We start from the raw sequence: 19,795 nt of genomic DNA, 5'->3' as shown, positions 1-19,795 counted from the left end.
TGTTAAAATTTAACTTGAAGTCCAAGTACAAATCTTCTTGATACTGGGTAGTTTCCGCTGTCAACACCTCTTGTACTGATACCATTTCCGCCAACTTCAGGGTCATAACCAGTGTATTTTGTAAAAGTAAATGGATTCATTCCTGTAAGGTATAACCTGATCTGTCCAATTCCATTCTTTTGCATTAAGCTTTCAGGTAATGAATAACCGAATGTTAAATTTCTTATTCTAAAGTAAGTACCATCTTCTAAAAAGAAATCAGAACTTGCTCTGACATTACTATGTGTAGCGCTTTCTCTAAATGAAGGAATATCAGAAGTTGGATTTTCAGGTGACCACATAGAATATTCATCTATATGTCTACCTACTGCATAAGCAAAATATCTTGATCCATTATATATTTTTGCACCATATGAAAAATAAGTTTGAACACTAAAATCAAAACCTTTATAAGCTAAATCTAAATTTAAACCAGCATTAAAGTCAGCTTGGCCTGAACCCGCATATACACGATCGTTATCATTGATTACGCCATCGCCATCTTGATCGATATATCTGATGTCGCCTAACTTAGCACTTGGCTGTATTTTTTTGTATTCATCCAATACATCTTGAGATTTGATCACGCCTGCATTTTGAAGTAGGAAAAATGCTCCAGCTTCATGTCCTACTGCAAAAAATGTAGTATATTCCACTGTATTACCGAGTGAATTGGTAGGACGTCCATTCCCATATCCTCTTTCAATTCCGTCTAAATTTGTAATCTCATTTACGTTTTTAGAAAAGTTTCCAGAAATAGAATATGTAAGGCTATTTGAAAGTTTATTTTTATAATTTAACGAAACTTCTATACCTTTATTGGTCATATTTCCTGCATTAACAATGATCGGACTATAAATATCGACGGCACTTGGAACATACGTTCCGCTAGATGCTGGAGTTTGTTGTGGTAATAGCATATCATTCTTATCATTTTTATATAGATCAAGGGTGAAACTCAATTTGTTTTTGAACATCGCTACATCCATTCCGATATTGCTGGAGATGCTAGTTTCCCACTTTACATCAGGATTAGCATATCTCCTTTGGATAGCACCGCTTGCAAGATTTTCGGCACTGCCAAATAAATAATTTGCACCTGATTCTATTTGACCAGAATAAGTATAAGGGGGGATACTTTGATTGCCTAGTTGCGCATAACTTGCTCTAAATTTCCAATTGTCCACAACATTTTTAATTGAACTATTTTTAAAGAAATTTTCCTCAGATATATTCCATCCAGCAGAGACTCCAGGGAAATAGCCATAACGATTGTCTGGACCAAAGTTAGAGGAACCATCCTTACGGATACTTGCTGAGATAAGGTAGCGATTTGCATAGTTATATTGTATTCTGCCCATTAAACCACTTAGAGTGTTATTATAATCATAACTTGTGTTTTTTGTAGCGCTTTTACCTGCTCCCAAAACTGGAGTTTCATTACTCAGTAGTCCAATCACTCCCACTCCTATCTGTTTAGAGTTGAATTCTTCAAAAGAAGAAACCAGTGTTGCATTTAAATTATGATTACCAAAACTTCTTTTGTAGTCAACTATATTTTCAATAGTATTTCTTTGAGAGCTTATGTAATCTTCGTTTAACAAAGCTTCTTCACGGGATGCGGTAGCACTAAATTCCCCCGTTAAATTGTATACTAAAACTTGTGGGCGAAAAAATGTTCTTTTGTAGTCATAGCTGTTTGTCCCCAGGTTAACTTTATATTTTAATCCTTTAAAAATTTCGTATTCAAGATTCAACGAGATGTTGTTAGAGTTGACTTTTCTTTCATCAACATTTTGTAATTCTTTCTGTAAGAAACCAAACAAAATTTCATTGTCCACAGGATAAGATACATTTGATCCCTCTTGTTTTACTCCGCTTAATGGTACTTGCCAAGGCTTTTGTTGTATTGCATATTCGTATAAGGCCCATGGCTCTTGGGTTGTTTTTTCTCGATTAATTCCTAAACTTGCAAAAGCTTTAAATTTTCCTTTTGTAAATTGTGCATTTAAACGGTTACTTAATCTGCTAAACCCTGAGTTAATTAATATACCATCTTGGTCGTAGTAGTTGGTGTTAAAGTTCAATGAAAGATTTTCTGCTCCCCCTGAGATTCCTAGACCATAATTACGTATTAGTGCATTATTGTTTTGTACATCTCCAACATAGTCACTATCATAATTCAGCAAATCGGGAGTTCTGATAAAGTAAGTTGGCAGGTTGCTTGAAAGCATGGCTCTTGCAGTATAATCAGCAAATAACTGCTGCTGTGTATTCATTAAGGGTGTTCCAGAAGTTATATTTTGAATTCCAGCATAGGTATTGAAATCGATTGATATTTTCCCTCTTTTCCCTCTTTTAGTTGTAATTAAAATTACCCCATTAGATGCTCTTGTACCATAAACTGAAGCTGCTGCTCCATCTTTTAAAATGTCAAGCGATTCAATTTGATCTGGAGATATATTAGGATTACTTTGGTATGGTATTCCGTCAACAACATACAAAGGTTCTGTTGATCCAGATAAGGATCCAACTCCTCTAATTTGGATGTTGGACGCTTCTCCTGGGCGTCCACTAGCAGCTTGTACATTAACACCCGCTACTTGTCCTTGTAATGCGGCACCAACATCTGCAACAGGAGACTTGTCAATCACGTCCGATTTTATTGTAGACACAGCTCCGGTAACCTCAATTTTCTTTTGAGTTCCATATCCTACAACTACTACTTCGTTTAGTAGCTGCGTGTCTGGCTGTATTGTAATATTCAGTTCCTTTGATGGTCCAACTATTTTCTTTATAGTTTTATAACCTATAAAAGATACAATTAAAGTCTGATTTTCTTTTGCATCAATATTATAGCTACCGTCAAGATCAGTTGCAGTATTAATAGGAGAGCCTTCAACTTTAATAGTAGCTCCAGGTACTGGTAAGCCTGTCTCATCAATAACTTTTCCGGTAAGTTTACTTTGTGCACTAACACCGAGCGAACAAAGAAAAAATAGAATAAACATTACAGGGAATGTTTCTTTCCAGAATAAATAATCTTTTTTCATAAATAATAGTTAATTAAATTTAATTGAATGGTTAGTTTTAATTTTTTTTGATAATGAAATTTTAATCTAGATTTTTTATTGATTTCGTATTTTATCATTGGCTAAATTACTGAAATGATATTCACATTAATTTTTTTCAAACTAGATTTAAACTGTACAAAGTGACAATGTTTCACTAATTATCAATGATTTTTAAATGAACTAACACAACTTGACACGACTTTTACTTGACAAAATTAACTTTTAATTAAGATTTTGCTGAGGGTATTAAAAATGAGCTCTCAATTAAATAATTAGTGTTATTTATTATTTTTGTTGTTATTAAAAAGATCTCTTTTTTAAATGAATTAAAATTGAACAAGTGGCCATGAGTTGATTTTACTCTAAGGATGCGATAAAGTCATTTAAGTTTTCATTTCGAGTAAGATTAAATTTCTTTCTTAACCGATATCTCGAGGTGTGTACACTCTCGAATGATATCCCTAGCAATGATGCCATATCCTTACTTGAAAGGTTCAATTTTACTAGAGCACAAATTTTTAAATCGGTTTGTCCCAATTCAGGATATTTTTCCTTTAAGTTTGTGTAAAAGCTTTGATTGACAGCAGTAAATCTGGCTTCAAATTCTTTCCAGTTGCCAGCTGATGAACTTTGAATGGTTTTAAGGATATTATTAATTGCTTGAGGATCTAATTTATCTCTGTTTGAACTTAAGTTTTGTTTCAAGTTATCTATAAATTCTTCCTTTTCAATTAATTGTAACGTTGATGAAGTAAGTTCTTTGTTTTTCAATTCAATTATTTCATCGTTTTTCTTTAATTCTATTTCTTGCTTTTCTGCGAGTGATTTTTTCTCTAATAAGTGTTTTCGCCTGATGTTGCGTAATAATAAGTATCCATAAATAATTAACGAAATAATAACTACTGATAATAAGATTAACTTTAAAAAATTAATTTTCTCGTCATTTTCCAGTTGTATCAAGCGTTGCTCTCTTAGCTGTTTTTCTTCTTTTTCTTTCTGCAGTCGGTATTTGTCATTTATTTCGAATAAATGTTCATTATTCTTACTTCTTCTACCAAATATTCTGTTGTTTAATTCAGTTGACTTCGACGAGTGTTTATATGCATTTTTATAATCATTTGTTGATGCGTAAATTTTAGCCAAAGTGTCATGATTCATTAATTTATAATTCATATGGCTATGAAACTTATCTGACAGGCTTATTGATTTTTCAAAATATTCTTCGCTTTTTGCGTATTCTCCTTTTAGTTTATATGTGTTACCTAAAAGCGAATAAATTATAATAAGGTAGGATGGGTCATTTTGTTCAAAATAATTTTTGGACAGGTAAAGGTTGTTGAGTGCATAAGTAAATTTTTTATCAGTTGCAGCCAAATATCCAGCCTCAGCCATTATGTAAAAATTATGACTTTTTTTGGGGTTATTAGAGCTTTTGATATTACAGCTATCAAGGTATTTTTTAGCTGTTTTGTAGTTGCCATTTACACGATAAAAATTCACTAAAGAAAAATAATCACTTCGGACATAATCAAAATCAATTTTCTTTTCTGAAACTAATTTTTTCTTTAGCGAGAGTGAGAGATTAAAATATTTTAAAGCTTCCTTGTCTCTTTGATAGTAACTATAAAGCCATCCTAAAGCTTGATAGAGTGTTGACTTAGAAAATTCATCCTTTGATTGATCAGCTAACAGAAGAGCTGTCCAGTAACCATCATACGCTTTACCGTAATCTAGGGTATGGGTATGTAGATCAGCAAGTTTAGTTAGTGTATGTATAATATTAAAGGTATCCTTCTTTGTAGTATATAAATCGAGGCTTTTGGTGTAATAATAAACTGCGCTGTCAGTATCTGTATTTTTTAGCTGTTCAGCTTTTTTTAAATATTCATTGTTTTTAGGGGCTTTTTGTGAATGTATTAGAGGGCTAATAAAAAATACAATACTCAAAATTATTGTTTTGGCAATTTTATTTTTCAGATCTAATAAAAAAATGGTAAAAAGTACATTATTTACAATGCTGGTTTTGTGAAAATCTTTTAGTGTCATAAAAAAAGAATTTAATGTTGTGTTTGGTTTCTTGCAAAAATGGGGTATTTCTGTACGGGAGCATAATTAGTAGCGCAATATAAAAAATGTCTAGTTTATTTTAAGTGCGTTTTTCCAGATGTATAGGCTTGTTCAGTTTATGTCTAGTTGTTCAAACTCAATTTAAGAGCTAGAATCCTCATATTTGCTTAATCAATAAATGTGTAAAAAAAATGTACTTTTTATGCATTATCTATTAAATAGATATTTTAAAAATAGCATTGTAATAATTTTAAATCAATAGGGGTATTTGTTGAGCAATTGCAAAAGCTACGATAAGCATCTTTTTTTTATAATTAGAAAGAATTTTTATTTGAAGATAAAATCAGTTTCTATTTTGTTTAAAAAACGATTTGTTCATTTTTAAAGATTTATAATATAGAATATATAGGTATAAAGATTATGGAAATACCACATTTTATTTATTAACCAGACCCATTTCATAATAAATCATTAACACGTGAAAAAAATAAAAGAAAAAATTCAAAACCAAATAAAGAGACCTGTTATTTATGCAGGAATTTTAAGTTTTGCCTTTTACAGCTGTTCAGTTCAGAAAGAAAATAAGAATATTGCCGATTTTAATTTTGATTGGAATTTTAAATTAGAAGATTCAGATAATAATAAATGGAGTGATGTTAGATTACCGCATGATTGGAGTGCAGGTTTTTCTTTTGATTCCATTAAAGGAGAAGGAGCAACAGGATATTTATTAGGAGGGATTGGCTGGTATAAAAAAGATTTTGTTATAAAGAAGCAAGATGATACTAAAACGTATATCCTTTTTGATGGTGTTTACAATAATAGCGAAGTTTGGTTAAACGAAACTAAGCTTGGCGAACATCCTTATGGATATTCTCCTTTTTATTACGACATAACACCGAGTTTAAAATCGGATTCTAATGTAATAAAGGTAAAAGTTGATCATTCTAGGTATGCTGATAGTCGCTGGTATACTGGTTCGGGTATTTATAGAAATGTAAAGTTAATTACAAAAAACAAGTTACATGTTCCTATTTGGGGAACTTACATCACCACACCAGTCATAAATTCTGAGAGCAGTGAGGTAGTTGTACAAGTCAAAGTAGCTAATGATTATGGTAGTGATCAAACATTTGTTGTGAGAACAGAAATAGTAGATTCTAATAACAAGAAAGTTGCAACATCTGAAATTCCAATGACTCTTATAGCGAATAAAGCGGGCGAGGTACAACTTAAAACTAAAATTGATAATCCCAAGTTTTGGGGGATAAGTAATCCTTATTTATATATAGCCAATATAACCATTGTAAAAGATGGAAAGGTTATAGACGAAACTAGAACGACTTTTGGAGTTCGTACGATAAAATTTGATGTTAATACAGGTTTTTATCTAAATGGAGAAAACATGAAGATCAAAGGAGTTTGTTTGCATCATGACGGAGGGTTAGTTGGAACCGCTGTTCCTATTGATGTCTGGAAAAGACGCTTTGTAAAACTAAAAGAAGCAGGAGTAAATGCTATTCGTATTTCTCACAATCCAGGCTCAGAAGAGTTTTTGGATTTATGTGATCAAATGGGATTCTTAGTTCAAGATGAGTTTTTTGACGAATGGGACAATCCAAAAGATAAACGATTAAATACCAAAGAAAAATCAGTTGATTATATCACTAGAGGATATGGCGAACATTTTCAGGAGTGGGCAGAGCGAGATTTAAAAGCAACCATGTTACGCGATCGTAACCATGCTTCTATTTTTCAGTGGAGTATTGGAAATGAGATAGAATGGACGTATCAGCGTGATGTAGATGCGACAGGATTCTTTAATTTAAATTGGGATGGAAACTATTTTTGGTCCATACCTCCCGTTGGCCCTGAGGAAATTAAAAAAAGATATGAGTCGAGTGAGAAGGAAAAATATACATTGGCAGAAACGGCACAGAAATTAGCAAAATGGACTAGAGAAATGGATACGACACGTTATGTTGTTGCTAATTCTATCTTGCCTTCCATTAGTCATATTACTGGTTATGGAGATGCTGTAGATATCTTAGGTTATAGTTACCGTCGTGTAATGTATGATTATGGTCATAAAAACTACCCAAATAAAATCATTATGGGTACTGAAAACTTAGTCCAATGGCATGAATGGAAAGCCATTATGGAGCGTCCATTTATTTCGGGAACTTTCTTATGGACAGGTATTGATTATTTAGGTGAATCTAATAAAAAATGGCCAAATAAAGGGACTGATAGTGGTATTCTTGATTTTGCTGGTTTCGAGAAACCTTCTTACCACATGATGAAATCTCTATGGAATGATACTCCGGAGTTATACATCGCTACTCAAACGGTTGCCAAATCAATTTATAAAATAGATGAAAAGTCTGGACAACCTATAGAAAAAAAAGAAGGTAGTTGGAAAAATGCGTTATGGGTTTGGCAAAATGTAAATGAACATTGGGAATACCCAGCAAATGAAAAAACGATTGTCGAAATATATTCTAATTGTGATGAAGTAGAATTGTTTTTGAATGATATTTCTTTGGGTAAGAAAAAGTTAACAGATTTTGATGATCATATTTACAAATGGAATGTTCCTTATCAAGCAGGTGAATTAAAAGCAGTAGGTAAAAATAAATCGGGAGAAAATTCTATTTCTATTTTAAAAACTCCTGATAGCCCAGCACATATACAATTAACTACTGATAAAACGATATTAACTGCTGATGGTTATGAAGTTGCTCATATTGTAGCTCAAATTGTAGATAAAAACAACAATCCTATAAAAACATTTAATCCCGAAATCACTTTTAATGTGAGTGGAGATCTAAAAATATTAGGAATAGATAATGGAGCAGTCGATAACGTTCAAGATTTTCAGTCCAACTCTATAAAACTTTCTCAAGGTAGATGTTTGTTTATTGTCCAATCTAAGAAAGATGCTGCTGGTAACAGTACCATTCTTGCAAGCACTCCAAATTTAAAAAGTAACGAAATTAAAATAGTTCAAAAATAACCTTATAAAAGTAACCTTATGAAATCAAATATGTTAACCGTGGCAATTATAGGAGTTTTCTCTTTAGGTACAGCTCTTTCTTCTTATGCACAAAGTAAACAAGAGGAAAAAGCTTTGAAAGCCAAAGCAGAAAAATTGCAGGATAAGTTGGGAATCAAAGATGTGAACCATTTAAGTGCCGCTACAAAAAGAGCGTTGAATTGGCCAGATGTTGGTAACGAGTGGTTTATAGAATTTGGAGAACCGCAACCCTTAAAAGGTGATTTGGCCTATGAGGAAGGTGTTGTTCGTAGAGATCCAAGTGGTATTATCAAAGAAAATGGTAAGTATTATGTATGGTATTCTAAAAGCACAGGCAAAACAGACGGTTTTGGGGGAGATATGGAAAAAACCAAAGTATTTCCTTGGGATCGTTGTGATATTTGGTATGCTACTTCTCAAGACGGTTGGACATGGAAAGAAGAAGGAATGGCAATTGGTAGAGGAAAAAAAGGATCTTATGATGATCGTTCTGTCTTTACAGTGGAGATAATGAAATGGGAGGACAAATACTATTTGTGTTACCAAACTGTTGAAGGAATTTACAACGTTCGTGTGCAGGAAAAAGTAGGAATGGCTTGGTCAAATTCTCCTGATGGTCCTTGGACAAAATTAGATGCTCCAGTTATAGCACCTGCTCAAAACGGAGTTTGGAAAGGTACGGAAGACAATCGTTTTTTAGTTGAGAAAAAAGGGGATTTTGATAGTCACAAAACCCACGATCCATGTATTTTGCCTTATAAAGGGAAATTCTATTTGTATTACAAAGGTGAACAAATGGGTGAAGAAATGACATTTGGCGGAAGACAAATTAGACACGGTGTGGCTATAGCTGATAATCCTCTTGGACCTTATGTAAAATCGCCTTATAACCCAATCAGTAATAGTGGTCACGAAATTTGCGTGTGGCCTTACAATGGAGGGATTGCTTCACTAATTACAACTGATGGGCCAGAAAAAAACACTATCCAATGGTCGCCTGATGGTGTGAATTTTGAGATTGTCGCTTCTATCAAAGATGCTCCTCATGCTATCGGTTTAAATCGTTCGGCAGACAATGAAAAAGAACCAACTGAAATTCTTAGATGGGGATTAACTCATAAATACAACAATTGGGATTACCAAAGTATCATGAGATTTTCTTCTGAAAGAAAAACAACACATGTTGCTCCTGGAGAAAAAACTGTTGACGGTAAGAAAGCAGCAGCTGAAAACATGCATAAATAAAAAAAAACTAACTAACTCAAAAATTAAACACATTGAAAGCAACAAGATACGAAGGAGATAAAACCTTCACAGTAATAGAAAAAGAAATCCAAGCTCCAGCAGCTAATGAAGTAAGAATTAAAGTAGCCTTTGTTGGAGTTTGTGGCACGGATGTTCACATATACCACGGAATGATGGACAAACGTGTTAGTATTCCGGTAACAATCGGACACGAAATGTCTGGTACAATTGATGCAGTAGGAGATGGCGTTACTGATTATACAATTGGAGATAAAGTTGTTGTTCGTCCATTAGACGATCGCAAAGTTAAAGCGTCAGATAAAGGATTCAACCACATTTGTGAAGAACTAAAATTCATCGGGATTGATAGCGAAGGTGCTATGCAACAATACTGGAACGTTCCCACTTTTGTATTACATAAATTAAAAGAATCGACAGATTTAAAATTAGCAGCTTTAATTGAACCTCTTTCTGTAGCTACACATGATGTACGTCGTAGCGGATTGGTAAAAGGCGAAACAGCAGTAGTTTTAGGTGGCGGTCCAATCGGATTATTAGTGGCTATGGTGGCTAAAGAAGTGGGTGCGCAAGTAATTATTTCAGAAGTAAACCCAAATAGAATTGCCAAAGCTAAAGAACTTGGTTTTGATGCTGTAAGCCCTATTGATACTGATTTAGTAGAATACGTAAAAAGTAAAACAGAAAACCGGAGAGCTGATGTCGTTTTTGAAGTAGCTGGTGTTCAGCCTGCTTTAGATGTTATGTGTGAAGTGGCTGGAATTCGTGGTAGAATTTTAATGGTAGCCATTCACGGCGTGAAAAAAGAAGTGGATTTGTTTAAATTTTTCTGGAAAGAATTAAGTCTTATCGGAGCACGTGTCTACGAAAAAGAAGATTACGAAAAAGCAATCGAGTTAATTACAGCAAACGAATTGCCTTTTGAGCAAATGATTACTGATGTACAGCCCTTGTCAAATATTCAACAAGTTTTTGAAAATATTGATAAAAACCCTGAGGGATTAAAAGTTTTGATGGATTGTCAGTTATAATAATTATAAAAATATATAGATATGAGCGTTTTAGATACATTTAGTTTAAAAGGGAAAGTGGCATTAGTCACAGGATGCAAAAGAGGAATCGGAAAAGCTATGGCTATTGGTTTAGCAGAGGCAGGAGCTAATATTATTGGAGTAAGTGCATCATTAGAAACAGAAGGAAGCGCAGTTGAAAAAGAGGTTACTGCCTTGGGGAGAAAATTCAAAGGTTATACTTGTGATTTTGGAGATAGAATAGCTTTATATGCATTTATTGAAGCAGTAAAAAAAGACTTTCCAACGATTGATATTTTGGTAAATAACGCAGGAACCATCTTAAGAGCTCCAGCAGCAGAACACCCAGACGAGATGTGGGATAATGTAATTGAAGTAAATCAAAATGCACAATTTATCTTAACCAGAGAAATAGGAAAAGATATGATTGCTAGAGGAAGCGGAAAAGTAGTTTTCACAGCATCATTATTAACTTTCCAAGGTGGAATTACAGTGCCAGGTTATGCGGCAAGTAAAGGAGCAATAGGTCAATTAACGATGGCTTTCGCTAACGAATGGGCAGGAAAAGGAGTAAATGTTAATGCAATTGCACCTGGATATATCAATACAGATAATACTGAGGCATTGCGTAATGATCCAGTTCGTTCGGCATCTATCTTGGGAAGAATTCCAGCGGGTCGTTGGGGTAAACCAGAAGATTTTGCTGGACCGACAGTTTTTTTATGTTCAGAAGCAGCTTCTTACATGCACGGTACAACGATGCTTGTTGATGGTGGATGGATGGGTCGCTAATATCAACTATTAAAAAATTAGAAAATGGCAAAAATTAAAGAATACCAATTATTTATAAACGGGGAGTGGAGAACGTCCACTTCAGGTGCTACAATTGATGTTTTAAGTCCAGCAACAGAAGAAGTAGTTGCAAGAGTACAAAACGGTACGGCTGAAGAAGCTCTTGAAACTTTAACTTTCGCTGATAAAGCACAAAAAGAGTGGAGGAAAAAACCAGCTAGAGAAAGAGCTGATTTAATGTATAAATTCTCCAACGAGATAAAAGCTAACTCAGAATATTTAGCACAATTAATCGTAAAAGAGCAAGGGAAATTATTAAAAGTAGCTCGTTTTGAGGTAGCAGTAGCTTCATCTTTTATCGAGTATGCTTGTGAAGGTGCTCGTAGAATTGAAGGCGATATTATTCCTTCTGATAATGCAAATGAACAAATTTGGATTCAAAAAGTACCTCGTGGAGTTATAGTTGCCATCACAGCGTGGAACTTTCCTTTTGCTTTAGCGGCTCGTAAGTTAGGGCCAGCTTTGATTGCAGGTAATAGTATCGTTATCAAACCAACATCTGAAACACCATTATCCACTTTAGAGCTTGGAAATATTGCCAATAAAGTAGGTATTCCTGCGGGAGTAATCAATATACTTACCGGTCCAGGTAGAGCGATGGGGAATGCTTTGGTAAAAAGCCCAATCACGAAAATGGTTACCATGACAGGATCTACTCCTGTTGGGCAAGATATTGCTCGTAATGCAGCAGAAAACTTGACACACGTTCAATTAGAATTAGGAGGAAAGGCACCTTTTATTGTTTTTGCTGATGCCGATATTGATGCAGCTGTTGATGCAGCATTGCATTCTCGTTTTGACAACTGTGGGCAAGTGTGTACATGTAACGAACGTATGTATTTACACGAGGACATCTATGATCTTTTCATGGAAAAATTTATTCCTAAAGTAAAAGCGCTAAAAGTAGGTGATCCAATGTTGGAAGAAACAGATATGGGACCAAAAGTAAACGCAGCCGAATTGAAAGCGATGGAGCATTTGGTTGCTGTGAGTGTCAAAGAAGGAGCTACAATTGCTACAGGTGGAAACAAACCAACAGGTCCTGGTTTTGAAAAAGGATATTGGTTTGAACCAACTATTTTGACCAATGTAACGCAAGACATGACTATTGTTCACGAAGAGTCTTTCGGGCCAATTTTACCAGTTTTAAAATTCAAAACTTTTGATGAAGTAATTGGTTTTGCAAATGATTGCGAATACGGTTTAGCAGCAATGGTCTTTACAAATGACATGAACACAATCATGAAATGTAATGACGAATTAGAATACGGCGAAATTTATGTTAACCGTGGTCATGGTGAACAACACCAAGGTTTCCACAACGGATATAAATTATCAGGTTCTGGTGGTGAAGATGGTAAATATGGTTTTGAACAATATTTAGAAAAGAAAACTTTCTACATCAGACATAAAGCTTAATTAATACAATGATATCATGAAGATTACCCCTTATTTAAAATTTGTAACATTTTTGTATTTTGCAATCAGCGCGGTTGGTTGTGCTCAAAATAAAGAGTTGACCACTGCTAAACCCAATGTAGTTTTAATTTACCTCGATGATTTAGGTTATGGTGATTTAAGTTGTTACGGAGCTACTGAATTGCAAACACCGAATATTGATAAATTGGCCAATGGGGGGATACTCTTCAAGAATGGTTACGCAACCTCGGCTACTTGTACGCCAAGTAGGTATGGGATATTAACTGGAGTTTATCCGTGGCGCAACAAAGATGCTAAGATTTTACCAGGAACAGCTCCTTTGTTGATTTCTACTAAGCAAGAAACTATTGCAAAAGTATTTCAAACAAAAGGGTATGAAACCGCAGTAATCGGAAAATGGCATTTAGGTTTAGGGACAGGAAATGTGAATTGGAATGCTCACATTTCTCCTGGACCCAATGAAGTGGGGTTTGATTATTCCCATATCATGGCTGCCACTCAAGATAGAGTTCCTACGGTTTATATTGAAAATGGAAATGTGGTAGGGCTGGATCCTAAAGATCCGATTGAAGTTAATTATAATAACAATTACCCAGTTGAACCTACAGCAATTTCTAATCCTGAATTATTAAAAATGAAATGGCACCACGGTCATAACAATAGTATTGTCAATGGGATTCCTAGAATTGGTTTTATGAAAGGGGGCAAATCTGCAAAATGGACAGACGTAGATATGGCTGATCATTTTTTAGCGAAAGCGACCGCTTATGTAAAAGAACACAAAAATAAACCTTTCTTTTTATACTATGCTTTACAAGAGCCTCATGTTCCCAGAACTCCGAATCCTCGTTTTGTAGGCAAGTCGGGTATGGGACCACGTGGAGATGTAATCCTTGAAGCCGACTGGATAATCGGTCAATTTGTAGCGAGTTTAGAAGCGGAGGGAATGTTAGAAAATACATTGATCGTGTTTTCTAGTGATAATGGTCCTGTACTGAATGATGGATATGAAGATGATGCCGTTGAAAAATTAGGAAATCATGACCCAAAAGGAGGTTTAAGAGGTGGGAAGTACAGTTTGTTAGATGCAGGTGCCCATGTTCCTTTTATAACTTATTGGAAAGGTACAATAAAGCCAAAAGTATCAGATGCCTTAGTGTGTCAAATGGATTTAATGGCTTCATTGGCTACACTTATTGGTGCTAACGCAAGTCCGACAGATAGTCAAGATATTTTACACGCTTTTTTAGGAAAAAGTGATAAAGGAAGAAAAACGTTGATATTAGAAGCGAATACCAAAACAATATTGAGAGAGGGAGATTGGTTGATGATACCACCTTATCAAGGGCTGCCTGTCATTGCAGACGTACAAATAGAAACAGGATTTTCAGAAGATTATCAGCTGTATAATGTAAAGAAAGATCCTGCACAGAAAGATAATGTTGCAAAATCAAATCCGAAAAAATTAGCAAAATTGATTGCGAATTTTGAAGAATTGCGTGGCGATGCCTATTCGAATATTCAAAAATTAGAATTGAAATAGCATATAAAGAAAAATAGATGAAGTTTTTTAAAATATACATTTCGAAAATAGGTCTACTAGCTTGTGTTATCGCTACATCAACAATGCAAAGTCAAAACCAAAAATGGTTTGACGAGTCATTGTCTTTTGAAGAGCGAGTGGATTTGCTGTTAAAATCGATGATTATTGATGAGAAATGTGGTCAATTTACCTCAGATACCCCTGCGATTCCTCGTTTGGGAGTACCCGAATACAATTGGTGGAACGAAGCACTTCATGGTATTGCCCGAAATGGCATAGCCACTATTTTTCCGCAAGGAATTGCAATGGGAGCGACTTTTAATCCAAGTTTGATAAAAGAGGTGTCTACTGCCATTTCAGATGAAGCCAGAGCTAAATTTCAAGTTTCACAATCCATAGGAAATAGAGGCATGTATGCGGGCCTAACTTTTTGGTCACCAAACATTAATATTTTTAGAGATCCTCGTTGGGGACGTGGTCAAGAAACCTACGGTGAAGATCCTTATTTGACTTCGAAAATAGGCGTTGCTTTCGTTGAAGGTTTACAAGGAGATGATCCCAAATATTTTAAAACGACAGCTTGCGCGAAACATTTTGCAGTACATTCAGGACCAGAGGCATTACGTCATAGTTTTAATGCCAATCCTTCTAAATTGGATTTGTATGAAACCTACCTTCCTGCTTTTGAAGCTTTGGTTACTATGGGAAAAGTACAAGGAATTATGGGTGCTTATAATGCTGTATATGGAGAGCCAGCCAACAGTAGTACTTTTTTGATGGACGATATTCTAAAAAAGAAATGGGGTTTTGACGGATATATTGTTTCTGATTGCGGTGCTCTTGGTGACATTATGAAAGGACATGGAAAGGTAAAAACCGTTGAAGAAGCTGCTGCTTTAGCTTTGAAAGCAGGCGTAAATTTGAATTGCGGTTGGGTATCCAAAAGCATGAAGTCGGCATTGGATAAAGGTTTAATTTCTGAGGATTTGATTAACGACCGCTTGAAAAAATTGTTTCTAATTCGTTTTCAATTGGGGCTATTTGATAAAATAGAAAGCAATCCTTATAATAAAATTGGTATTAAAGCCATTAATTCTGATGCTCATAAAGCGATTACAAGAAAGGCTTCTCAGCAATCTATTGTTCTATTGAAAAACAAAAACAATGTATTGCCTTTAGATAAAAAAATTAAAACATTATATGTAACGGGATCATTTGCTGCTTCAACAGATATATTGTTGGCCAATTATTACGGATCTGCACCCAATATGGTGACCGTTTTAGAAGGAATTACCGATAAGGTGTCCTTAGGAACTTCTGTAGAATACCGTTTAGGAGTTTTGCCTTTTCAAAATAATTTAAACCCACTGAACTGGGCGGTTCAAATACTTAAAACGGTAGATGCTACTATACTTGTTGCGGGTATTTCAAATGAAATCGAAGGAGAAGAAGTAGATGCAATTGCTTCTGAAAATAAAGGAGATCGTAAGGATTTAAAATTACCTCAAAGTCAAATTGATTATATAAAAGAGGTAAGTAAAAATAAAAAAGAGCCGCTAATCCTAGTTTTAGGCACAGGAAGTGCTGTTTCCTTAGAAGATGTAGAGCCTTATGTAGATGCTATTGTTCTAATGTGGTATCCAGGTGAACAAGGGGGTAATGCTGTGGCTGATGTTATTTTTGGTGATGTAGCACCGTCGGGTCACTTACCCATTACTTTTCCGATGAATGTTGAGCAACTTCCTCCTTTTGATGATTACAGTATGAAAGGCAGAACCTATAAATACATGACCAAAGAACCGATGTATCCATTTGGTTTTGGACTTTCTTATAGTACACTGGAACTAAAAAATGCAACATCTACTACAACTACAATTAAAAAAGGAACAGCATTTACGGTTTCTGTTGATGTAACAAATAGTGGAAAGAACAAGTATGAAGATGTGGTTCAGTTGTATTTAGTTCCAGAGGATACCAAAGGATTTTTACCTTTTTATGCTTTAAAAAGTTTTGAAAGAGTGCCATTGAATTCGGGTGAAACGAAAAAAGTTTCTTTTGCGTTAACGGATAGCGACTTTAGACAAACGAATCTTAAAGGTGAAAAAAATTGGATAAAGGGGAATTATAAAATAGTAATCTCAAATGCTTTACCAAGTCAAAGAAGTATGGATTTAGGAGCTGCAAAACCAACCGAAATAGATATAAAATTAAAATAACAAATTACGTAACAGATGAATACTGCAATTAAAAATGTAAAAGTTCAATTATTTAAGGTGCCTTTACCTGAAATTTTAAATGATGCAAAACATGGTGATCACTCTCATTTTGAATTGGTTACAACTACAATTACACTTGAAGATGGTTCTGAAGGTACAGGGTATACTTATACTGGCGGTAAAGGTGGTTACGCGATCAAAGCAATGGTAGAGCATGATTTTGCTTCGGCATTGATTGGTAAAGATGGGACTGATATTGATGGGATTTACGATTTCATGGAATGGCATGTACATTATGTAGGTCGTGGCGGTATTGCTTCATTCGCTATTTCAACGATTGATATCGCGCTTTGGGATATTAAATGCAAAAAGGCAGGGCAGCCACTTTGGAAAATGACAGGTGGTGAAGGAAATACCTGCAAAGCGTATTGTGGCGGAATTGACTTGCAGTTCCCAATTGAAAAGTTATTGCGCAATATGCAAGGCTATATGGATGCTGGATTTAGAGCTGTGAAAATTAAAATTGGCCGTGAGAATTTAGAGGAAGATTTAGAAAGAATCAAAGCGGTACGTGAATTTGTCGGTCCAGATGTTACGTTCATGGTAGATGCAAATTATTCGATGTCTAAAGAAAAAGCGATTCGTGCAATTGAAGGATTCAAACAATATAATATTACTTGGTTTGAAGAGCCAATAATTCCAGACGATTATAAGGGATATGCAGAAATTGTTGACCAAACAGGATTTCCTTTGGCAATGGGTGAAAACTTGCACACCATACATGAATTTGAATATGCTTTTGATCAAGCTAAATTGTCATTCATTCAGCCTGATGCTTCTAACTGTGGGGGTATTACAGGATGGTTGGCTGCAGCTAGATTGGCAGACAAACATAATATTCCAGCTTGTTCACACGGAATGCAAGAGCTACATGTAAGTTTGGTTTCTTCGCAACCCAACTCTGGTTGGTTAGAAGTGCATAGTTTTCCGATAGATGAATATACAACTAGACCATTGGTAGTAGAGAATCATAGAGCAGTAGCGCCAAATTTCCCAGGTACTGGTGTTGTCTTTAACTGGGAAAAACTAGCTCCATTTGAAAAATAATTTTTAATAAAAGATATTGAATTATGAAAGTATCACAGTCTGAATTCGGAGTTTATAATAATGCTCCTGTATCTCTATTTACCCTAACAAATGGCAATGGTATGGAGGTTAAAGTTAGTAATTACGGAGCTACAATAACATCAATTACAGTTCCCACAGCCACAGGAGAGAGAGAGCAATTAGTTTGTGGTTTTGATACTTTCGAGAATTATTTTTCAAATGAATATATTGAAAATGCACCTTATTTCGGATGTACTGTAGGTCGTTATTCATCACAAATAAAAAATGCTGTTTTTGTTTTAGACAGAAATGTTTATGAATTAGCTAAGAATTGTGGTGAAAATAATTTACATGGCGGAAAAGATGGTTTTGATAAAAAAATGTGGAAAGCAGAAGTTGTGACAGCTGATGATGAAGTTACAATTAAACTTTCTTTAGAAAGTCCAGCCTTTGAGGAGGGATTTCCTGGTAACGTAGTAGTTTTTGTTTTTATTAGTTTGTTGAAGGATAATGTGGTTCGTGTCCGCTACAGTGCAGATACTGATGCGGACACCCCATTGTCGCTAACCAATCACACCTATTTTAATTTGTCAGGATTTAAATCAGATATTCAAAATCATACAGTAAGCATAAAAGCGAGTCATAAATTGTTTATGGATGACACGGGAGCAGCAACAGGTGATATAGAAAATCTAGATAATAGAGTTGATGATTTAAGAAAGCCAAAAGAAATAGGAGAAGTGCAACAAACAATGAGCGATGGCTTTGAACATTATTATATTTTTGATAAAAAGGATGGACTAATAGAAAAAGTGGCACATTTTAATTGTGAGGAGAGTAATCGTTCTTTAGAAATATATACTTCAGAGCCAGGTATGTTATTCTATACAGGAAAATACACTTCTGATGCTTTAAGTAGAGAATCAGGCGAACAATTCGGAAAATACAGAGCTTTTTGTTGCGAAACACATCGTTATCCAAATGGGCCCAATATCGAAAAATCGCCACGCTCTATAACCAAATCATCGGAACAATATGAGAGTGAAACCATTTTCAAATTTTCATTCTAATCTATCAACTAACCACCAAATTTAAATAACTATGGCTGAAGGAATGTTTTTGGCAATTTTTGCCGGCTTAATGCTAGGGCTTTATGCACTACCAGAAAAATTTACAAAAGATTTTAAATATGAAAACACATGGAGTCTATTTTTTCTATTGACCATGTTTGTTGTTCCTTGTGTGGCATCGGCAACACTTATAAACGGATTCTCTGATATTTTTTTAAAAATGCCAACAGAAATTTTAATAAAAATGGCATTAGCTAGTTTCCTTTGGGGAACAGGTGTTATGATGTGGGGAAAAGCCATCAATCATATAGGTCTTTCTCTTGGCTTTTCATTATTTATTGGAACCATAATTTTAGTTGGATCTCTACTTCCTTTTATAGTTGAGGGTTTTCCACCAATGGATAAATTAACCTTAATATTGACTGGGTTATTTGTGGTTTTGATTGGGATTTTCGCCAATGGAAAAGCAGGATATATTCGTGAAAGTTTTGAAAAAAAAATAGCTAAAGAAAATGGCGAAGAAAAAGGATCTATGACTACAGGGATACTTATCGCCGTTATAGGTGGACTTTTGGCTACTGGATTTAGCTATGCTAACGCAGTAGGAAGGCCTTACCTGCATGAGGCTTCACAAGCACACGGTAATGCTGAATGGATCACCGCAGTTGCGGTTATGTTTCCTATATTTATTAGTGGTGGAGTGGTAATGACCGCTTATTTTATTGGTCAGTTGTCAACTAAAAAAGCTTGGGTACATTTTAATACACCAGCATTTGGTAAAAACTTTTTTCTAATAAGTATCATGGCAATTTTTCATTACGCAGCTTCTGCTTTGTTTGCTTTTGCCGCTTTCAAATTAGGAAGTAGTGGTAATACTGTGGGGTATGCAATTTTTAATACTTCTTGTGTTGTTACTGCAATTTCGAGTGGGATTTTTACAGGCGAATGGAAAAATGCTTCTAGCGGTGCTAGAAAATTTTTATATGCTGGCTTAGCCTGTATGGTTATTGGAATTGTGATTGTAGCTTTTGGTAACGGAGTTGTTTAATTATATCG

The 19,795-nt window shown here is 34.8% G+C and carries 12 protein-coding genes; 10 read left to right on the top strand and 2 right to left on the bottom strand.

Translation table 11 applies throughout. The features are described from left to right. Window positions 1-2: 2 nt before the first annotated feature. Window positions 3-3,092, bottom strand: a complete 3,090-nt coding sequence (locus tag BUA98_RS16395) for a SusC/RagA family TonB-linked outer membrane protein (protein ID WP_072974320.1) — start codon at window positions 3,090-3,092, stop codon at window positions 3-5. Window positions 3,093-3,470: 378 nt separating this feature from the next. Next, complete coding sequence (locus BUA98_RS16390; RefSeq protein ID WP_086065406.1) at window positions 3,471-5,159, bottom strand: tetratricopeptide repeat protein; 1,689 nt, start codon at window positions 5,157-5,159, stop codon at window positions 3,471-3,473. A gap of 499 nt (window positions 5,160-5,658) precedes the next feature. Here BUA98_RS16390 and BUA98_RS16385 point away from each other — a divergent pair, with 499 nt between their 5' ends. From BUA98_RS16385 to BUA98_RS16340, 10 genes are read left to right on the top strand one after another with little or no spacing between them, the layout of a single operon-like run. Continuing rightward, window positions 5,659-8,196 carry a glycoside hydrolase family 2 TIM barrel-domain containing protein gene (locus BUA98_RS16385; protein WP_244279219.1) on the top strand — a complete coding sequence of 846 codons (2,538 nt, stop codon included), beginning with the start codon at window positions 5,659-5,661 and terminating at the stop codon, window positions 8,194-8,196. A gap of 18 nt (window positions 8,197-8,214) precedes the next feature. Beyond that, window positions 8,215-9,462 carry a glycoside hydrolase family 117 protein gene (locus tag BUA98_RS16380; protein WP_072974318.1) on the top strand — a complete coding sequence of 416 codons (1,248 nt, stop codon included), beginning with the start codon at window positions 8,215-8,217 and terminating at the stop codon, window positions 9,460-9,462. Window positions 9,463-9,494: 32 nt separating this feature from the next. After that, entirely contained in the window at window positions 9,495-10,511 is a 1,017-nt protein-coding gene (locus BUA98_RS16375) for a zinc-dependent alcohol dehydrogenase (protein ID WP_072974316.1), read from the top strand. Window positions 10,512-10,532: 21 nt separating this feature from the next. Beyond that, the gene (locus BUA98_RS16370; protein ID WP_072974315.1) at window positions 10,533-11,303 is read left to right on the top strand and encodes an SDR family NAD(P)-dependent oxidoreductase; all 771 of its coding nucleotides are present in this window, start codon (window positions 10,533-10,535) and stop codon (window positions 11,301-11,303) included. A gap of 24 nt (window positions 11,304-11,327) precedes the next feature. Next, on the top strand, window positions 11,328-12,782 hold the full coding sequence (gene aldA, locus BUA98_RS16365; protein ID WP_072974313.1) for an aldehyde dehydrogenase: 1,455 nt from the start codon (window positions 11,328-11,330) through the stop codon (window positions 12,780-12,782). 16 nt (window positions 12,783-12,798) lie between these two features. Next, window positions 12,799-14,346, top strand: a complete 1,548-nt coding sequence (locus tag BUA98_RS16360) for a sulfatase family protein (RefSeq protein ID WP_072974312.1) — start codon at window positions 12,799-12,801, stop codon at window positions 14,344-14,346. A 17-nt stretch (window positions 14,347-14,363) separates the two neighbouring features. Then, window positions 14,364-16,562, top strand: coding sequence for a glycoside hydrolase family 3 C-terminal domain-containing protein (locus BUA98_RS16355; RefSeq protein WP_072974311.1), 2,199 nt, complete (start codon window positions 14,364-14,366; stop codon window positions 16,560-16,562). A gap of 15 nt (window positions 16,563-16,577) precedes the next feature. Beyond that, complete coding sequence (locus BUA98_RS16350; protein WP_072974310.1) at window positions 16,578-17,669, top strand: mandelate racemase/muconate lactonizing enzyme family protein; 1,092 nt, start codon at window positions 16,578-16,580, stop codon at window positions 17,667-17,669. A gap of 23 nt (window positions 17,670-17,692) precedes the next feature. Beyond that, window positions 17,693-18,739, top strand: a complete 1,047-nt coding sequence (locus tag BUA98_RS16345; protein WP_072974308.1) for an aldose epimerase family protein — start codon at window positions 17,693-17,695, stop codon at window positions 18,737-18,739. 31 nt (window positions 18,740-18,770) lie between these two features. Next, window positions 18,771-19,787: an L-rhamnose/proton symporter RhaT gene (locus BUA98_RS16340; RefSeq protein WP_072974306.1), complete on the top strand. Its 1,017-nt coding sequence runs from the start codon at window positions 18,771-18,773 to the stop codon at window positions 19,785-19,787. The last annotated feature ends 8 nt before the right edge of the window (window positions 19,788-19,795 follow it).

The sequence above is a fragment of the Flavobacterium saccharophilum genome (genome assembly GCF_900142735.1).
GTDB lineage: Bacteria > Bacteroidota > Bacteroidia > Flavobacteriales > Flavobacteriaceae > Flavobacterium > Flavobacterium saccharophilum.
The sequence above is the reverse complement of the archived record's forward strand: the minus strand, read 5'-3'. Positions and strand labels throughout refer to the sequence as shown.

Excerpts from the sequence above, each read along its gene's own strand:
- BUA98_RS16355 (WP_072974311.1), top strand. The coding sequence starts at position 14,364 with ATGAAGTTTTTTAAAATATACATTTCGAAAATAGGTCTACTAGCTTGT.
- BUA98_RS16340 (WP_072974306.1), top strand. The coding sequence starts at position 18,771 with ATGGCTGAAGGAATGTTTTTGGCAATTTTTGCCGGCTTAATGCTAGGG.
- BUA98_RS16395 (WP_072974320.1), bottom strand. The coding sequence starts at position 3,092 with ATGAAAAAAGATTATTTATTCTGGAAAGAAACATTCCCTGTAATGTTT.
- aldA (WP_072974313.1), top strand. The coding sequence starts at position 11,328 with ATGGCAAAAATTAAAGAATACCAATTATTTATAAACGGGGAGTGGAGA.
- BUA98_RS16345 (WP_072974308.1), top strand. The coding sequence starts at position 17,693 with ATGAAAGTATCACAGTCTGAATTCGGAGTTTATAATAATGCTCCTGTA.
- BUA98_RS16350 (WP_072974310.1), top strand. The coding sequence starts at position 16,578 with ATGAATACTGCAATTAAAAATGTAAAAGTTCAATTATTTAAGGTGCCT.
- BUA98_RS16370 (WP_072974315.1), top strand. The coding sequence starts at position 10,533 with ATGAGCGTTTTAGATACATTTAGTTTAAAAGGGAAAGTGGCATTAGTC.
- BUA98_RS16380 (WP_072974318.1), top strand. The coding sequence starts at position 8,215 with ATGAAATCAAATATGTTAACCGTGGCAATTATAGGAGTTTTCTCTTTA.
- BUA98_RS16360 (WP_072974312.1), top strand. The coding sequence starts at position 12,799 with ATGAAGATTACCCCTTATTTAAAATTTGTAACATTTTTGTATTTTGCA.
- BUA98_RS16390 (WP_086065406.1), bottom strand. The coding sequence starts at position 5,159 with ATGACACTAAAAGATTTTCACAAAACCAGCATTGTAAATAATGTACTT.